This window comes from Rahnella sp. AN3-3W3 (genome assembly GCF_003263545.1).
GTDB lineage: Bacteria > Pseudomonadota > Gammaproteobacteria > Enterobacterales > Enterobacteriaceae > Rahnella > Rahnella variigena.
The window spans coordinates 13,315-29,197 of sequence record NZ_JYDG01000067.1 but is presented as its reverse complement, the minus strand read 5'-3'; the positions used below and the strand labels follow the sequence as shown (position 1 = coordinate 29,197).

Below are 15,883 nucleotides of genomic sequence, written 5' to 3'. Positions count from 1 at the left end.
CGTGTGATGGAGGTCGTCGATAAGCACTATCATATTGCTACCGATCACTATGGCGAAAATTTTGTCTGGCTATCTGCCGGTCAGCGTGCCGACTGGAATAGCTATCGCTTACCAGCAACAGAAAATGATATCCGGCTGGTTGATGCCATTCCCAGCGAAGAACTGTGCGCGCTGGCGCTGGACACCAGTGGAGAGAACAAGATTGCTGAAATGGCTAAATCACTCGGCATTAAACGTCTGACGACTCAGGCAAGACAAAAGCTTGAATCTTTACTCTGATAATTCACTGGATTCTCAGGGTTAATTACTGACTGAGCCCGACCAGAAACGCCCGCTTAAGGAAACTTAAGCGGGCGTTTTGCTTTGGTGTGTATCACTCTTCACCTGCCCGACAGGTCGCCACCTGCTTTAAAATTCGTTATCATCCGCTCCCACTCTTCCGCCGGTTAGTCTGATGTCTGCGATTATTGATACCTTTATTGCCCCGCCGTGCCATGAAACGATTGAGATCCTCTTTCAGGACGAGCATCTGGTGCTTATCAATAAACCCTCCGGACTACTTAGCCTCTCGGGGAAAAATCCGCAAAATTTGGATTCTGTTCATCACCGGCTGGTAAAGCTATTCCCCGGTTGCACCCTGATCCATCGTCTGGATTTCGGCACTTCCGGTCTGATGGTGCTCGCCCGTAATAAAGCGATAAATGCTGCCCTCTGCCAGCAGTTCAGCCAGCGCACCGTGACCAAAATCTACAGCGCATTGCTCTGCGGGCATTTGCAAGATGATGAAGGGGTGATAGACGCGCCGATTGCCAAAGACCCGGCGCTGTTCCCGCTGATGTCGATTTGTGCAATCACTGGCAAGCCTGCCCGCTCCGGCTATCAGGTGGTTGAGCGCTTTTATCATGAGCTGGAGGACGGAACGTCGCTGCCGTTAACACGGGTTCAGCTGATGCCGGAAACCGGGCGCACTCACCAGCTTCGCATCCACTGCCAGCAGATGGGGCATCCTATTTTGGGCTGTGACCTCTACGGTGGTCGCCTGCTGCCCGGCACTGAACAGACTCCGCGACTGATGCTGCACGCCAGCGAACTGCACTTTGTACACCCTTTCAGCCTGGAGCGGATAGAAGCCCGCAATACCAGCCCGTTCTGAATGAGAAATTTCCTGTAAAACCCCTGTCAGCCCCCTTCTCCGCATTAAATTCCCTTCACTTTGCAAAAGCGTTTTTAACCTGACGGTTGACGCTGTAGTCTCAGTAGCGGTTTTATTTAGCTGCGCGCCAGATGAAACCCGCTTAACTGTTTTAATAAACAAAAACGCTAATAACTAAAAGTTTAGAAATCTGAGGAACAGACAGGACAATTATGGACTCCATGCTCACCGCCCCCCGCCCCGATGAGGAGATAATTTTACATAACCGTGCCCGCCGGGCTGCCTGGGGCAGCTTCGTTGGCGCAGTCGTAGACTGGTTCGATTTTCTGCTGTACGGCATCACCGCAGCGCTGGTGTTTAACAGCGAGTTCTTCCCGCAAATCGACCCGGCAATGGGCACGCTCGCCGCATTTGCTACTTTCGGCGTCGGCTTTCTCTTTCGCCCGCTCGGCGGCATTGTCTTCGGCCATTTCGGCGATCGTCTGGGCCGTAAACGGATGCTGATGATGACCGTCTGGATCATGGGCATCGCCACCGCCTGCATCGGTATTCTCCCCTCTTTTGCAACAATTGGCTGGTGGGCTCCGGCGCTGCTGGTCACGCTGCGCGCTATTCAGGGGTTTGCCGTCGGGGGTGAATGGGGCGGCGCAGCGTTACTGGCCGTCGAAAGTGCGCCTGCCGGGAAAAAAGCCTTCTACAGCAGTGGTATTCAGATGGGGTATGGCGTAGGCCTGTTACTCGCAACCGGTCTGGTGTCTTTGATAAGCAGCCTGACAACGGATGCGCAGTTCATGAGCTGGGGCTGGCGGTTGCCGTTCCTGTTCAGTGTTGTGCTGGTACTCGGCGCGCTGTGGGTGCGTAACGGTATGGAAGAGTCGGTCGAGTTTGAACGCGCTCAGGAAGAGCAACCAAAAGAAGCAAAAAAACGCTTACCGGTATTCGAAGCACTGTTTCGCCATCCCGGCGCATTTCTGAAAATCATCCTCCTGCGCCTGTGTGAATTGCTGACGATGTACATTGTCACCGCGTTCGCACTTAACTATTCGACGCACAACCTTGGGATGTCGCGTGAACTGTTTCTGAATATCGGACTGCTGGTCGGCGGTATTAGTTGCCTGACAATTCCTCTGTTTGCCTGGCTTGCAGACCGTTTCGGGCGTCGCCGCATTTACATTACCGGCGCACTCGTTGGCGCACTGAGCGCCTTCCCGTTCTTTATGGCGCTGGAAGCCCGCTCCATTATCGGCGTAGTGATCTTCTCGTTGCTGCTGGCAAATATCGCCCACGATATGGTGGTCTGCGTCCAGCAACCGATGTTCACGGAAATGTTCGGCGCAGGTTACCGCTACAGCGGTGCGGGTGTGGGTTATCAGGTCGCCAGCGTGGTGGGCGGTGGATTTACGCCGTTTATTGCCGCTGCGTTGCTGAATTTCTCCGGAGGAGAATGGCATTCTGTCGCCATCTATCTGATGGCCGGTTGTGTGCTCTCGGCCCTCACGGCGATGTTTATGAAAACGTCTCAGCCGCACTGAACCGCCCCCTGTTAAAAAAGCATCATCCGGAACAGTTGCGCGAATAAAACATTGGCGGCACCGCGCAGACAAGCCATATTTAAAGTGAATGATGACGAACGAAGCACAAAGGAAAACGTATGGATAACAAGTCCCTCACCGCTTCACAGGCGATTGAGAAGCTCGAAGAGATGTATAACAGCTCTGTGGCCGCATTGCGGGTGGCGATTAAAGACTTCATCGTTGAGGGGACACTGCCTGACATCAGTGCGCGTGCCGCCGGGCTGTTTGTTTACCCGGAACTACGTGTCACCTGGGACGGCGTAACGCCCGCTAAAAATCCGACCCGCGCCTATGGTCGTTTTTCCCATCCAGGCCGTTATGCCAACACCATCACGCGCCCTGAGTTGTTCCGTCACTATCTGCTCGAGCAGCTGTCCCTGCTGGAAGATGAATATGAAGCGGTAATTGAAGTCGTCCCTTCTCAGCAGGAAATCCCGTATTCCTACGTGATTGACGGCTCCGATCTTATGCTTGACCGCTCAATGAGCGCGGGTCTGGCGAAGCATTTTCCGACCACCGAACTCTCGCAAATTGGCGATGAAACCGCAGATGGCCTCAGTTATCCCGGCGATATCTTCCCGCTGTCGCATTTTAATGCCCTGCGGGCGGACTTCTCGCTGGCGCGCCTGCGTCATTACACCGGCACACTGATCGAACACTTCCAGCCGTATGTACTTTTCACCAACTACACCCGCTACGTGGATGAATTCGTCAGCTGGGCGTGCGCGCAGATTGCCGATCCTGAAAGTCCTTACGAGGCGCTGGCCTGCGCGGGCAGTGTGTTCATTACCGCAGAGACGCAGAATCCGGAACAGGCAGTGTCAGATCTGGCCTGGAAAAAGCATCAGATGCCTGCCTATCACCTGATGGCCCGCGACGGCTCAGGTATTACGCTGGTGAATATCGGCGTGGGTCCGGCGAACGCCAAAACCATTTGCGATCACCTTGCCGTATTACGGCCACACGTCTGGCTGATGATTGGTCACTGCGGTGGATTACGTGAAACGCAGTCGATTGGTGATTATGTTCTGGCACACGCCTATCTGCGTGACGATCACGTTCTGGATGCCGTTCTGCCGCCGGATATTCCTATCCCGAGCATCGCTGAAGTGCAGCGCGCACTATACGACGCGACCAAAAAGATGAGCGGAATGCCGGGTGAGGAAGTGAAGCAACGGCTGCGCACCGGTACGGTTGTGACCACCGATGACCGTAACTGGGAATTACGTTACGCCGCGTCAGCATTGCGCTTTAATCTCAGCCGCGCCGTGGCCGTCGATATGGAAAGTGCGACAATTGCCGCGCAAGGTTACCGTTTCCGTGTGCCTTACGGCACGTTGCTGTGCGTATCGGATAAGCCATTGCACGGTGAAATCAAACTGCCGGGCCAGGCGAACAAATTCTACGAAGGCGCCATTTCAGAACATCTGCAAATTGGCATCTGCGCTATCGACCTGCTGCGCGCCGAAGGCGATCATCTGCATTCACGCAAATTGCGCACGTTTAATGAGCCGCCTTTCCGCTGATAACCACCCTGAACTCCCCTGAATAGTTCGGGTTGCAGACAGGCGGCAAGTTTGATAATCCCGATGAGCTGACATTCAGTCAGTGATTCGGGTTGTTAAACGCAGCCAGCGCATCTGCGGCACGAAATATGACGGGGAATTAAGGATTTCCATAAAAAGACTTTGCATATTGCGGAGTCTTTTACCATCATAAATTAAAACGCTGTTCTACTTTCTTCCATACTGGAACTCTCTTGCAAAACGTCATCGTCTCTTTGCGCAAAGCCATCGAGCGCACGCCCTGGTATCCGAAACGGCGTTCTTACCGCACGTTGTTCTGGCGCGAAATAACGCCCCTCGCTGTCCCGATCTTTTTTGAGAATGCCTGCGTCCTGCTGATGGGCGTACTGAGTACTTTTCTGGTCAGCTGGCTGGGTAAAGAAGCGATGGCGGGCGTTGGCCTGGCCGACAGTTTTAACATGGTGGTGATTTCGTTCTTCGCGGCGGTCGATCTGGGGACGACCGTTGTCGTTGCCTTCAGTCTGGGGAAACTCGACCATGAACGCGCCCGCGCTGCTGCCCGTCAGTCGCTGGCCATCATGACCGTTTTCGCGGTGCTTCTGGCCATACTTTTGCAATTTTCCGGGCATGTGATTATCGACATGATCGCCGGAAATGCGGAGCCGGAAGTCAAAGAACTGGCGCTGTCTTATCTGCAAATGAGTAGCTGGAGTTATCCGGCGGCGGCCATCGCACTGATAGGTTCCGGTGCGCTGCGGGGTGCGGGCAACACTAAAATCCCGATGTTACTAAATGGTGGGATGAACATCCTCAATCTGGTGATCAGCAGCGTGCTGATTTACGGCTGTTTTGGCTGGCACGGTCTGGGCTTTATCGGCGCCGGTCTGGGGCTGACTATCGCCCGTTATTTCGGTGCGATTGCGGTCATTGTTGTGCTGATGGTCGGTTTCAACCCTTCGCTGAAAATCTCCCTGAAAAGTTATTTCCTGCCACTTAATACCAATATTTTGCGTGAAGTGCTGGGCATCGGTATCCCGGCCAGTATTGAATCCGTGCTGTTTAACGGCGGTAAATTACTGACACAGGTTTTTGTGGCGGGCATGGGCACCAATGTCATTGCCGGTAACTTTATTGCCTTCTCGATTGCCGCACTGATCAACCTGCCGGGGAATGCGCTGGGGTCAGCTTCTACCATCATCGTTGGTACGCGCCTGGGTAAAGGGCAAATTGCTCAATCCGAGCGCCAGCTGCGCCACATTTTCTGGTTATCCACTTTTGGGCTTTGCGTGCTGGCGTTCCTTTCCGTGCCGTTTGCCGGATTGCTGGCGCGGTTTTACACCAATGAACAAGACGTTATCGACGTCGTAAAAATCCTCATCTGGCTGAACGCCGCCTTTATGCCTTTCTGGGCCGCGTCCTGGGTATTACCTGCAGGACTAAAAGGCGCACGTGACGCACGTTTCACCATGTACGTCTCGATGCTCGGCATGTGGGGTTGTCGTATTGTGGTGGGCTATTTCCTCGGTATTGTTCTTGGTTTTGGCGTGGTCGGCATCTGGCTGGGGATGTTCCTCGACTGGATCGTGCGCGGGATATTCTTTTACTGGCGCATGGCGAGCGGTCGCTGGCTGTGGAAATACCCGAAAACTAAAAGAACCGAATAGTTTTGACTGCTACGCCCGCCGGTACATCCGGCGGGGATGGCCAATTTTCCCGTACAGCATTTCAACTTTCAAATCCCCTTTCTGCACACAATGTTCAAGATAGCGCCGGGCGGTGGTTTTACTCAAACCGGTTTCACTGACCACTTCATCCACTGAATAGCAACGCCCACCCTCCTGGATAAAGATGCCTTCCACCAGATTCAGCGTATTTTCCTCGATGCCTTTATTGCCTGCTTTCTGTGTAAAATCCTTCGCCTGTAGCTGGTAAAGACTGTCGACGTTTTGCTGATCCACCACTTTCCAGGCACGCTGTGTCTGGCTGAACTGAATAAAACGCTCCAGCGATTGTTGCAGCCGGTTCCACGACACAGGCTTTAAAATATAATCAAAAGCCCCGCAGCGGATCGCCTGACTGCACGTGTTCATGTCACTGGCCGCTGTAATAAAGATCACCGAACAGTGGGTCTTTTTAAGCAGGTCATTTTCAATTAATGAAATGCCCTGACCGTCAGGTAAATAGTTATCCAGCAGCAGGAGCTGCGGTCGTTTTGCTTCTATAAGTTCTCTGGCTTCGCGCAACGTTGTTGCTACGCCCGCCAGTCTCAGCCAGGGATGATTGTCTATAAGTTCGGCATAAAGCTGTGCCAGCCGGTTTTCATCTTCCACAATCATTACGTCAATTATTTCAGCTTGCATCATTTACTCACTTCCGTATTTTCCGGTTGAAGGTACTCTGCTGTATGACCTGGAACTCCGTTACCGTTGGGGATAAAAACAGAGAAAACAGCACCGGTTGGCACATTGTCGGAAACCTCAATACTGCCGCCAGCATGGCTGACATAGCTGGCGACCAGATGCAGCCCCAGGCCGTGATCTCCTTCCGGCTTTGAAGTCACACCCATCGAAAATATGTCTTCCCGCCGTTCCTGCGTAATACCCACTCCGTGATCTGCCACTTCAATCACCAGTTCATCCTGGCTGCAAACGATATACACCTCGACCGGCCCTGCCTCGCTACCGCGCAGCAGCGTAGCTTCAATGGCGTTATCCAGCAGGTTTCCGATAACTGACATCAGCTCAGTTTCACTCAGTGTTGCCGGCAGCATTATGAGCATGGATCGCAAAGTGCTGATCCAGGGTTTCATGCGCATCTTCTTCCCCATGCTGTGCGGCGAAGTGGTCGGCATGTTAACCGGCATGGGCGTTGGCCTGGCGCTGGGCATGGAACCCTTCCAGATTTTCTTCTTCCTGATCCTGCCGATTATGGCCGGTGGCGTCGGTGAAGGGGCTATCCCACTTTCGATCGGTTACGCGGCATTACTGCATATGGATCAGGGTGTGGCGCTGGGTCGCATTCTGCCGATCGTCATGCTGGGTGGTCTGACCGCTATCGTTATTTCCGGCTCACTCAATCAGTTAGGTAAACGCTATCCGCATCTGACCGGCGAAGGCCAGTTGATGCCGACGTCCAAAAATGCCACCGCTGACAGCAGCAAACTGAGCAGCACCAGCGGTAAAGTTGATGTCACCACCATTGCCGCAGGCGCGTTACTGGCCGTTCTGCTTTATATGGTGGGCATGCTGTTACACAAACTGATTGGTCTTCCTGCACCTGTCGGCATGCTGTTTGCGGCGGTTGCGCTGAAACTGGCGCACGGCGTTTCACCACGCCTGCTGGAAGGTTCTCAGGTGGTTTACAAATTCTTCCAGACATCTGTTACCTATCCGATTCTGTTCGCCGTGGGTGTGGCAATCACACCGTGGAATGAACTGGTCGCCGCATTCACCCTTTCTAATCTTTTGGTCATCGTCAGCACCGTTGCGGCGCTGGTTGCGACCGGTTTCTTCGTTGGCAAGAAAATTGGTATGCACCCGATTGATGTTGCCATTGTCTCCTGCTGCCAGAGCGGTCAGGGCGGAACCGGTGATGTCGCGATCCTCACAGCCGGTAACCGTATGCAACTCATGCCATTTGCGCAAATCGCCACCCGCATCGGCGGCGCGATCAATGTCTCCGTGTCGCTGCTGGTGCTCGGCAACTTCCTCGTCTGAGGCTGTGTGAAATCTCTTTAAATCAGGACCTAATATGAAACTGGCAAGCTATCTCTATCAGGGGCGCAAGTCCTACGGCATTGCGACCGACAAGGGCATGATCGACCTTGGTCGTCATCTCGGGAAGCGTTATCCGGATCTCAAAGCCCTGCTGGCAGGCAATGCGCTGTCGCAGGCTCAGGAACTCGCCGCCCTGCCCGCTGATCTGGATTTCACCGACATCACGTTTCTGCCGGTGATTCAGAATCCGGAGAAAATTCTCTGTGTCGGCATGAACTACGCCGAAAAGCGCAAAGAGTTTGATCAGCATAATCCGGCACCGACGCTGTTTGTGCGTTTCGCTGACTCTCAGACAGGTCATGCCTCTCCCATCATCAAACCGAGCCGTTCCGTTGAGTTTGACTATGAAGGTGAACTGGCGGTGATCATCGGTTCTGCGGGGGAAAATATCGCACGTGAAGACGCCCTGTCGCATGTCGCCGGATACAGCTGTTACATGGACGGTTCCGCCCGCGACTGGCAGCACACGTGGTTTACCGCCGGTAAAAACTGGCGTCAGACCGGGGCATTTGGGCCGTGGATGACCACCGCCGATGAGATCCCCGATCCGCACACGCTGGCAATCCGTACCTGGCTCAACGGCAATATGGTGCAGGACGACAACACCTGCAGCATGATCCACAAAGTGGCTGAACTGATTGAATACATCAGCACCTTTACCTCGCTTCATGCCGGTGACGTAATCATCACAGGTTCACCCGGCGGTGTGGGCAAAAAACGTGTGCCGCCGCTGTTTATGAAACCCGGCGACCGCATTGAAGTGGAAATCGAAAAGATTGGTCATCTGAGCAATGTGATTGTCGCAGCAGACATGAAGATTGCCCCCCATCGTCACGCGAGCCCGGCTTATGTTCAGTCGTAATACGCCTGACTTTCACGTCATCTCTGTCAGCAAGCCACCAAAAGGCATGCTTGAGGACATTCGTGCCCTGCTTCAGCAAAGTCAGCTGGGCATGGATGATGACATTGAACAGTTTGTGGTGGCCTGTTCAGGCCACCGTTTAGTCGGCTGCGCAGGTCTGGTCAGTAACACCATTAAATGCGTCGCCGTCGCGTCCGGCTGGCGCGGTGAAAATCTCAGCGCCAGATTGCTCGGTGAAGTTGAGAACCTGGCGGTTCAGCGCGGTAATTTTCATCTGTTTCTCTATACCCGCCCTGCCAATCTGGAGCGTTTTCGCGGCTGCGGATTTTATCCGCTGGTGCAGTGGGATGATGTGGCCGTACTGATGGAAAACACGCCGGTAGGTATCAGTCATTACTGTCGTTCGCTGCAACGTCACCTTCACCACGGTCAGCGTATCGGTGCGGTGGTGATGAATGCTAATCCGTTTACCCTCGGCCACCGTTATCTGGCAGAACAGGCGGCCGCCACTTGTGACTGGCTGCACGTGTTTGTGGTCAGCGAAGACGTGTCGTATTTCCCGTTTCAGGAACGGCTTGAAATGGTGCGTCAGGGCGTCGAGGATTTGCCTAACGTGACCGTACATGCCGGTTCGGAATATCTGATTTCGCGCGCGACCTTTCCCGGTTATTTCCTCAAGGATGCCGGTCTGGTCAATCAGGCATGGAGCGTGATGGATTTGCTGATTTTTCGTCAATACATCGCACCGGCATTAAGCATTACCCATCGGTTTGTCGGCAGCGAGCCTTTTTGTCCGGTCACCCATCAGTACAACTGCGACATGCATGACTGGCTGGAAACGCCGGGCCGCTCGGCCTCACCGCCACTGGGCGTTATCGAATTGCCACGGAAACGCCATGCCAGCGGCAGAGCCATTTCCGCATCCGAAGTGCGTGCATTGCTCAAAACGCAGCAGCTGGCCCGTATACGCGACATCGTTCCGCCCGGCACTTATGCGCACCTGAAACAGCATTATTGCGTCACGGCGGCGGTTGAAACGACGTACGACGACGCACTCACTATTTCACCCTCACTTTGTTAACTGCAGGAAAAACGAATGAAAATTATGAAGGAGGCGCTGGCAGGAACGGTTGAATCCAGCGATTTGCTGGTAAAAATCGCCCCGGCCAGTGAGCTGACGGTGATCATCAACAGTGAAGTCATCAAACAGTTTGGCGACCAAATCCGCAGCGTCGTCAATGAAACACTCAGCGCCCTCGCGGTCACTGAAGGTTTGCTGATTATCGACGACAAGGGCGCGCTTGATTGTGTGATCCGCGCGCGCGTTCAAAGTGCGGTGATGCGTGCTGCACAAGCCGAAGAGATTAACTGGGAGACATTACGATGAAGAAACTGCGCCGCAGTATGCTGTTCCTGCCCGGAGCCAGCGCCGCCATGCTCTCCACCGCGTTTATCTATCGCCCGGACTCCATCATGTTTGATCTCGAAGATGCTGTTTCCCTGCGCGAAAAAGATACCGCACGCATTCTGGTATTTCATGCGCTGCAACACCCGATGTATCGCGATATTGAAACCGTAGTGCGCATCAATCAGCTCAGCACACCGTTTGGCCTTAAAGATTTAGAAGCCGTAGTACGCGCGGGCGTGGATGTCGTACGTTTGCCGAAAACTGATACGCCGGAAGATATCTTTGAGCTGGAAGCACATATAGAGCGCATCGAAAAAGAGTGTGGTCGCGAAGCGGGCTCCACCAAAATTATGGCCGCCATTGAATCGGCCATTGGCGTGATCAATGCCGTGGCGATCGCCCGCTGTTCACCGCGCCTGATCGGCATCGCACTGGCAGCTTTCGATTATGTGATGGATATGCAGACAGAACGCGGCGACGGCACAGAGCTGTTTTATGCCCGTTGCGCCGTGCTGCACGCGGCCCGTGCGGCGGGCATTGATGCCTTCGATGTGGTGTATTCCGACATCAACGATGAAGCCGGTTTCCTGCGCGAAGTCGAACTGATCCGCAAAATGGGCTTCAACGGAAAATCCCTGATCAATCCGCGTCAGATTGAGTTGCTGCATAACGCTTACGCGCCGACCCCGGAAGACGTGGATTACGCGAAACGGGTGATTGCCGCCGCCGAAGAAGGTGAACGCAAAGGGCTGGGGGTGATTTCACTCAACGGCAAGATGATCGATGGGCCGATCATTAATCACGCGCAGGTAGTGCTGGAACGCGCCAGTGCGTCTGGCGTCCGCCGTTAGCCCTCAAATTTGCACAGGAATATCAATACAATGAGTCATTTAACTGAAATGTTGCACAGCGAATATCCGCAGTTAAAACACCTGGTTGCCTTTGACGGTGCGCACAGGACGACACCTTATCTTTCTGATCCCGATGCCCGTCAGCACCGTAAACTTTGCACTTCACTGGAACAGGCGATTGCCCGCAGCGGCCTGAAAGACGGTATGACCATTTCCTTCCACCACGCGTTTCGTGAAGGCGATCAGGTCATTAATAACGTAGTCGCTATGCTTTCAAAACTCGGCTTTAAAAATCTCACGCTGGCGTCCAGTTCGCTGATGTCCTGCAATGATGCGCTGATCGAACATATCCGCAGCGGTGTCATCAGCCGGATTTACACCTCCGGAATGCGCGGCAAACTGGCTGACGCTATTTCTCACGGACTGATGGAAGAACCGGTACAAATTCACTCGCACGGCGGGCGGGTAAAATTACTACAGGATGGCGAACTGAACATCGATGTCGCATTTCTCGGTGTACCGTACAGTGACGAATTCGGTAACGCCAACGGCACACACGGAAAATCCTGCTGCGGTTCGCTGGGCTACGCGATGGTCGATGCACAATTCGCTAAAACTGTGGTGCTGCTGACAGAAGAACTGGTGCCCTTCCCGAATATGCCCGCCAGCCTGCTACAGGATCAGGTGGATTACATCGTCAAAGTCGAGCAGGTCGGTGATCCGGCCAAAATCAGCGTCGGTGCCGCCCGTGTCACCAGCAACCCGCGGGAGCTGATGATTGCCCGCACGGCCGCTGAAGTCATCGAATTTTCAGGCTATTTCAAACCCGGATTTTCGATGCAAACCGGATCCGGCGCAGCGGCCACAGCCTGCACCCGTTTCATGGAAGAAAAAATGGAACGCCACCAAATAACCGCCCGTTTTGCCCTCGGCGGTATCACTGGCAGCCTGGTGGATTTACATGAAAAAGGGCTGATTGAAACGTTGCTCGATACACAATGTTTTGACGGTCAGGCGGCGGCATCGCTCAGCCGTAATCCGCAACACATCGAGATTTCCACCAACGTCTATGCCAATCCGGGAGCCAAGGCGGCGAGTTGCGATCAGCTGGATATCGTTATTCTGAGCGCACTTGAAATCGACACCGGTTTCAATGTCAACGTGATCACCGGTTCCGACGGCGTGATGCGCGGTGCTTCCGGCGGTCATTGCGATGTGGCCAGTGCCGCCAATCTGACCATTGTCGTCGCGCCGTTGCTGCGCAGCCGCATTCCGACGGTCGTCCGCCGGGTCACGACCCGCGTGACACCGGGGGAAAGTATTGATGTGCTGGTGACCGATCACGGTATCGCCGTCAATCCTGCGCGACCGGAGATCCGCCAGCGGCTGGAAGACGCAGGGATGAAAGTGATGGATATCGAAGCGTTATACCAGCGCGCCATTTCTCTGAGCGGTGAGCCGAAACCGATTGAATTCACCGACCGCGTCGTCGGCGTGATCCGCTATCGCGACGGCAGCGTGATCGACGTCGTTCATCAGGTCAGAGAGGACGCATAATGACTACTGTGACGCCTGCACCCGCAGGCTTCAGTCTGGAGGATTTGCTGGCCGCAAAGGAACTGCGCGCCAGACGGCAAACCGACTGGCTGACACAATTCGAACAACCGCTGATTTCACTCACGCTGGTGACGCCGGGACCGGTGAAAGATTCTGTTGCCTGGCGCGAGATCATGCGCGAGGCGCTGCAACAAGCCAAAGTCATGCTGCGCCAACACGGCTGGCCGGTGCTGAAACAGGAGGTTTTCTGGCTACCGACGGGTGCGGAAGCGTTCTGGTGTGTGAAGCATTCTGCCCCTGAAATGAAAGCGGCTACAGTTGCGCTGGAGCAATCGCACGCCCTCGGGCGTTTATGGGATTTCGATGTTATCTGTCCGCAGGCAGGCGTTGTTGGCCGCCGTTCGCTGGATAATGCCAGCCGCCGCTGTCTGGTTTGCGACGGCCCCGCCCACGCGTGCGCCCGCTCGCGTAAACATCCGCTGTCTGAAGTGATGCAAAAAGTGGAGGCGCTGATTGATGGCTGGCATCGCATACTCTGAACCCCTTTCTGCTGTCTGCATTGCCACGCTGGCGGCTGACGCCCTGCGCAGCGAAGTCTGGCTGACACCGAAACCAGGGCTGGTGGACAGCATCAATAAGGGCTCGCACAGTGACATGGATTTGCCGCTTTTTTTGCGCAGCATCGATGCCATCACGCCGTGGCTGTATCAGTTTTACGCTCTCGGTCAGCAGGATTTTTTGCAACCTGCGAAGGCAATGCTGATGCGCATCCGTCCGACCGGGATTGCCTGTGAACAGGCCATGTTCGGCGCCACACAGGGCGTGAATACGCACAAAGGCGGTATTTTTTCGCTAGGACTGTTATGTACAGCGGCTGGCAGGATCAGCGCGCATCGCCATCCACTGACCCGTCGCGGGATATGTCGCGAAGTGGCTGCCATGACACAAGGGCTGATTGAGCGTGAACTGCAAAGCTGTCGCCAGCCGTTGACGGCGGGTGAACGGCTGTTTGTGGCACACGGCATGACCGGAGCACGCGGCGAAGTGCAGAGCGGATTCCTCACCTTGCGCCGTCACGTTTTACCTTACTGGTATCAGGAAAATAATCCTGAGCGCCGCAGCCTGAATGCCCTGCTGCGTCTGATGGCGTATAACCCTGACACTAATCTGGTATCACGTGGTGGTCTGAACGGACTGCATTTCGTGCAGGATTATGCCCGCCGGTTGCTGAAAAAAGGCTGGCAGAAAGAGGATTTGCAGGAGATGGACAGGCAGCTGATTGCCCGCCATCTCAGCCCCGGCGGCAGTGCTGATTTACTGGCAATTGCCAACGTGCTGATGGCTTTTCCGACATGAACGCGATGTCAGAAATGAACCTGAGACGTTTGCCGCGCAACTGGCGGCAAACCGTTCTTATTAACTGCGCAACAGGTCATCCGGTGTAGCGTTACTCAACAATACGGGTTTGGGTTGCCGGTGCAGGCTGAGATTTTTGGCAACACAGAAAAACCATCACCAGCAGCGGGATCCAGCCCAGCACAATGCCCAGCGTGATTTTCATCCAGACATACGTTTCCGGTGACGCGTATTCCATCAGGATGGAATTCAGCAAACGCGAGACTATACCTGCCAGATAAACACCGCCAAACCACCAGCCGGAGCGGTTAATGTCATGCATGCGCCTGACGCCGACCGCCAGCAGCGGTAATGCCGTCGCCAGCGCAAACAGGGTATAAGCGACGCCCGCGTAGAAAACGCTGTAAGGATTTCCCACCACCGTGAACCCGAATGACACACTCATTGTCAGCAAAATAATTATCAGCAAATTGCCCAGCGCAAAGGTCCAGAACTCCTTGCGGCTCGCACGTCCCCGGAAATCCACATACTTTTTCCAGCCCTGCACATAACTCTGCCATAACGTCATTGCTTCACTTCCTTTTGCTGTTCAGTCGTCTGCTTAACATAGTCCGGGGATTTAACCGGTTTATCACTGGCCGCGCAACTGCCTGGCCAGAATATCGAGCTGGTCGGCTATCTGATTAAGATCCTTATCTTGCACACCCGGCGCACTGGCAGAGTTTCTTACCACCAGTCTGGCGGGCAGCACTTTGGAAGGCATCCCGTCATTGTCATCAGCCAGCAGATGCTCAACCGCTTCTTTACTTTGCAAATCGAGATCCAGCGATACCGTGGTCAGCGCCGGATGGAAAAATGCACTGTCATACGTATCGTCATAGCCCACGATAGAAACCTGCTGCGGGATAGCCACATTGTGCTGATGCAACGCGCTGATCACGCCCAGCGCCATCTGGTCATTCCCGACAAGTATGGCGGTAAACTGCGGTGTTTCGCGCAGCATCTGTAATGCGCTGTAATAACCACTTTTTGCGCTCCAGTCACCGTGGATCACGGTCACCGGCACAATGCCCTTTTCTTCCAGCGTTTCCTGCCAGCTTTGCAGCCGCAAACGTGAGGAAACCGAATCATCCGGCCCCGCCAGTAAAGCAAACTCACGGTGTCCCAGACTCAGCAAATATTCCACGCTGGCCCGTGAGCCGTCCGCCGGATTGAAGCAGACATTGAATACCGGACTGGTCGGATCGACATCTAAAAACAGACAAAGAATGTCGCGGTTATTTTCATAAATTCGCTCCGCCTCGGCACTTTCCAGCGGGATATTAATGATGACCTTTTCGACGCGCTGTGATTTCAGCTCGTTAATGGAGTCCTGAATGCTCTGATTGACGTCTTCATTAATCATGGAAATCAGCACCTGATACCCGGCCTGATGAGCATATTTCTTCACAGAAGCGGCAATCTGTGACGGCGCGTGCAATGCCAGCGATGTCGTCACCAGTCCGATGGTAAAGCTCTGTTTTCCAACCAGTTGCTGCGCCAGCCGGTTTGGCACGTAGCGCAATACTTCAATGGCCTGTTCGACCTTCAGACGCGTGGCGTCTGAAACATTGGCCGACTTGTTTAAAACCCGCGACACCGTCTGATACGAAACACCGGCATAGCGGGCAACATCTTCTAATGTCGAACTTTTTGATTTCATTCTTTCCCCAGACCGCAACCCGTGATTTTGCATAATTCTATGATAATCGAGCCAAAGTACGGGATCTCATTTAAAAGTTCAATCCGGACACTCTCCGGCTGCATAAGTTATACGTTAA

15 protein-coding genes and 2 pseudogenes are annotated in these 15,883 nt (G+C 54.2%); 13 read left to right on the top strand and 4 right to left on the bottom strand.

Features of this window, described 5'->3' with window-relative positions; all coding sequences use genetic code 11:
* The 5 genes from UC15_RS18155 to UC15_RS18135 all read left to right on the top strand — a co-directional run.
* The coding region (locus UC15_RS18155) for a hypothetical protein (RefSeq protein ID WP_157961001.1) at positions 1 to 279 on the top strand (279 nt) is incomplete at its 5' end.
* A 175-nt stretch (positions 280 to 454) separates the two neighbouring features.
* Complete coding sequence (locus UC15_RS18150) at positions 455 to 1,153, top strand: RluA family pseudouridine synthase (protein ID WP_112289891.1); 699 nt, start codon at positions 455 to 457, stop codon at positions 1,151 to 1,153.
* A gap of 212 nt (positions 1,154 to 1,365) precedes the next feature.
* On the top strand, positions 1,366 to 2,685 hold the full coding sequence (gene shiA, locus UC15_RS18145; RefSeq protein ID WP_112289890.1) for a shikimate transporter: 1,320 nt from the start codon (positions 1,366 to 1,368) through the stop codon (positions 2,683 to 2,685).
* A gap of 119 nt (positions 2,686 to 2,804) precedes the next feature.
* Positions 2,805 to 4,253: an AMP nucleosidase gene (locus UC15_RS18140; RefSeq protein WP_112289888.1), complete on the top strand. Its 1,449-nt coding sequence runs from the start codon at positions 2,805 to 2,807 to the stop codon at positions 4,251 to 4,253.
* Between the two features lie 233 nt (positions 4,254 to 4,486).
* The gene (locus UC15_RS18135; RefSeq protein ID WP_112289886.1) at positions 4,487 to 5,917 is read left to right on the top strand and encodes an EmmdR/YeeO family multidrug/toxin efflux MATE transporter; all 1,431 of its coding nucleotides are present in this window, start codon (positions 4,487 to 4,489) and stop codon (positions 5,915 to 5,917) included.
* Between the two features lie 9 nt (positions 5,918 to 5,926).
* Here the strand turns inward: UC15_RS18135 and UC15_RS18130 are convergent, their stop codons facing one another.
* Together UC15_RS18130 and UC15_RS18125 are read right to left on the bottom strand one after the other, a co-directional pair.
* Positions 5,927 to 6,613: a response regulator gene (locus UC15_RS18130; protein WP_112289895.1), complete on the bottom strand. Its 687-nt coding sequence runs from the start codon at positions 6,611 to 6,613 to the stop codon at positions 5,927 to 5,929.
* A pseudogene (locus UC15_RS18125) lies at positions 6,613 to 7,029 on the bottom strand (sensor histidine kinase); the annotation flags it as partial. The pseudogene UC15_RS18125 and the gene UC15_RS18130, both read right to left, overlap by 1 nt.
* Between UC15_RS18125 and UC15_RS18120 the strand changes: the two are divergent.
* The 8 genes and pseudogenes from UC15_RS18120 to citG all read left to right on the top strand — a co-directional run.
* Positions 7,010 to 7,969: pseudogene (locus UC15_RS18120) on the top strand (2-hydroxycarboxylate transporter family protein); the annotation flags it as partial. The pseudogenes UC15_RS18125 and UC15_RS18120 overlap by 20 nt on opposite strands.
* Before the next feature lie 34 nt (positions 7,970 to 8,003).
* Positions 8,004 to 8,891, top strand: coding sequence for a fumarylacetoacetate hydrolase family protein (locus UC15_RS18115; RefSeq protein WP_112289885.1), 888 nt, complete (start codon positions 8,004 to 8,006; stop codon positions 8,889 to 8,891).
* Complete coding sequence (gene citC, locus UC15_RS18110) at positions 8,878 to 9,972, top strand: [citrate (pro-3S)-lyase] ligase (RefSeq protein WP_112289883.1); 1,095 nt, start codon at positions 8,878 to 8,880, stop codon at positions 9,970 to 9,972. The genes UC15_RS18115 and citC overlap by 14 nt, the downstream gene beginning before the upstream one ends.
* Before the next feature lie 15 nt (positions 9,973 to 9,987).
* Complete coding sequence (gene citD, locus UC15_RS18105) at positions 9,988 to 10,278, top strand: citrate lyase acyl carrier protein (protein WP_112289882.1); 291 nt, start codon at positions 9,988 to 9,990, stop codon at positions 10,276 to 10,278.
* Positions 10,275 to 11,150 carry a citrate (pro-3S)-lyase subunit beta gene (gene citE, locus UC15_RS18100; RefSeq protein WP_112289880.1) on the top strand — a complete coding sequence of 292 codons (876 nt, stop codon included), beginning with the start codon at positions 10,275 to 10,277 and terminating at the stop codon, positions 11,148 to 11,150. Before citD ends, citE begins: the two co-directional genes overlap by 4 nt.
* A 30-nt stretch (positions 11,151 to 11,180) precedes the next feature.
* Positions 11,181 to 12,707, top strand: a complete 1,527-nt coding sequence (citF, locus tag UC15_RS18095) for a citrate lyase subunit alpha (protein ID WP_112289878.1) — start codon at positions 11,181 to 11,183, stop codon at positions 12,705 to 12,707.
* Positions 12,707 to 13,246, top strand: a complete 540-nt coding sequence (citX, locus tag UC15_RS18090) for a citrate lyase holo-[acyl-carrier protein] synthase (RefSeq protein ID WP_112289876.1) — start codon at positions 12,707 to 12,709, stop codon at positions 13,244 to 13,246. Before citF ends, citX begins: the two co-directional genes overlap by 1 nt.
* On the top strand, positions 13,224 to 14,063 hold the full coding sequence (gene citG, locus UC15_RS18085; RefSeq protein ID WP_112289874.1) for a triphosphoribosyl-dephospho-CoA synthase CitG: 840 nt from the start codon (positions 13,224 to 13,226) through the stop codon (positions 14,061 to 14,063). Before citX ends, citG begins: the two co-directional genes overlap by 23 nt.
* A gap of 91 nt (positions 14,064 to 14,154) precedes the next feature.
* Here citG and UC15_RS18080 read toward each other — a convergent pair whose 3' ends face one another.
* A complete protein-coding gene (locus UC15_RS18080) occupies positions 14,155 to 14,631 on the bottom strand; it encodes a DUF805 domain-containing protein (protein WP_112289872.1) in 477 nt (158 codons plus the stop codon).
* Between the two features lie 63 nt (positions 14,632 to 14,694).
* The gene (locus UC15_RS18075; RefSeq protein ID WP_112289870.1) at positions 14,695 to 15,765 is read right to left on the bottom strand and encodes a LacI family DNA-binding transcriptional regulator; all 1,071 of its coding nucleotides are present in this window, start codon (positions 15,763 to 15,765) and stop codon (positions 14,695 to 14,697) included.
* Between the last annotated feature and the right edge of the window lie 118 nt (positions 15,766 to 15,883).

Bases quoted from the DNA above. Each gene is read 5' to 3' on its own strand.
- UC15_RS18140 (WP_112289888.1), top strand. From the start codon at position 2,805: ATGGATAACAAGTCCCTCACCGCTTCACAGGCGATTGAGAAGCTCGAA.
- citG (WP_112289874.1), top strand. From the start codon at position 13,224: ATGGCTGGCATCGCATACTCTGAACCCCTTTCTGCTGTCTGCATTGCC.
- citX (WP_112289876.1), top strand. From the start codon at position 12,707: ATGACTACTGTGACGCCTGCACCCGCAGGCTTCAGTCTGGAGGATTTG.
- UC15_RS18075 (WP_112289870.1), bottom strand. From the start codon at position 15,765: ATGAAATCAAAAAGTTCGACATTAGAAGATGTTGCCCGCTATGCCGGT.
- UC15_RS18115 (WP_112289885.1), top strand. From the start codon at position 8,004: ATGAAACTGGCAAGCTATCTCTATCAGGGGCGCAAGTCCTACGGCATT.
- UC15_RS18080 (WP_112289872.1), bottom strand. From the start codon at position 14,631: ATGACGTTATGGCAGAGTTATGTGCAGGGCTGGAAAAAGTATGTGGAT.
- citC (WP_112289883.1), top strand. From the start codon at position 8,878: ATGTTCAGTCGTAATACGCCTGACTTTCACGTCATCTCTGTCAGCAAG.
- shiA (WP_112289890.1), top strand. From the start codon at position 1,366: ATGGACTCCATGCTCACCGCCCCCCGCCCCGATGAGGAGATAATTTTA.
- UC15_RS18150 (WP_112289891.1), top strand. From the start codon at position 455: ATGTCTGCGATTATTGATACCTTTATTGCCCCGCCGTGCCATGAAACG.
- citD (WP_112289882.1), top strand. From the start codon at position 9,988: ATGAAAATTATGAAGGAGGCGCTGGCAGGAACGGTTGAATCCAGCGAT.
- UC15_RS18130 (WP_112289895.1), bottom strand. From the start codon at position 6,613: ATGCAAGCTGAAATAATTGACGTAATGATTGTGGAAGATGAAAACCGG.
- citE (WP_112289880.1), top strand. From the start codon at position 10,275: ATGAAGAAACTGCGCCGCAGTATGCTGTTCCTGCCCGGAGCCAGCGCC.
- citF (WP_112289878.1), top strand. From the start codon at position 11,181: ATGAGTCATTTAACTGAAATGTTGCACAGCGAATATCCGCAGTTAAAA.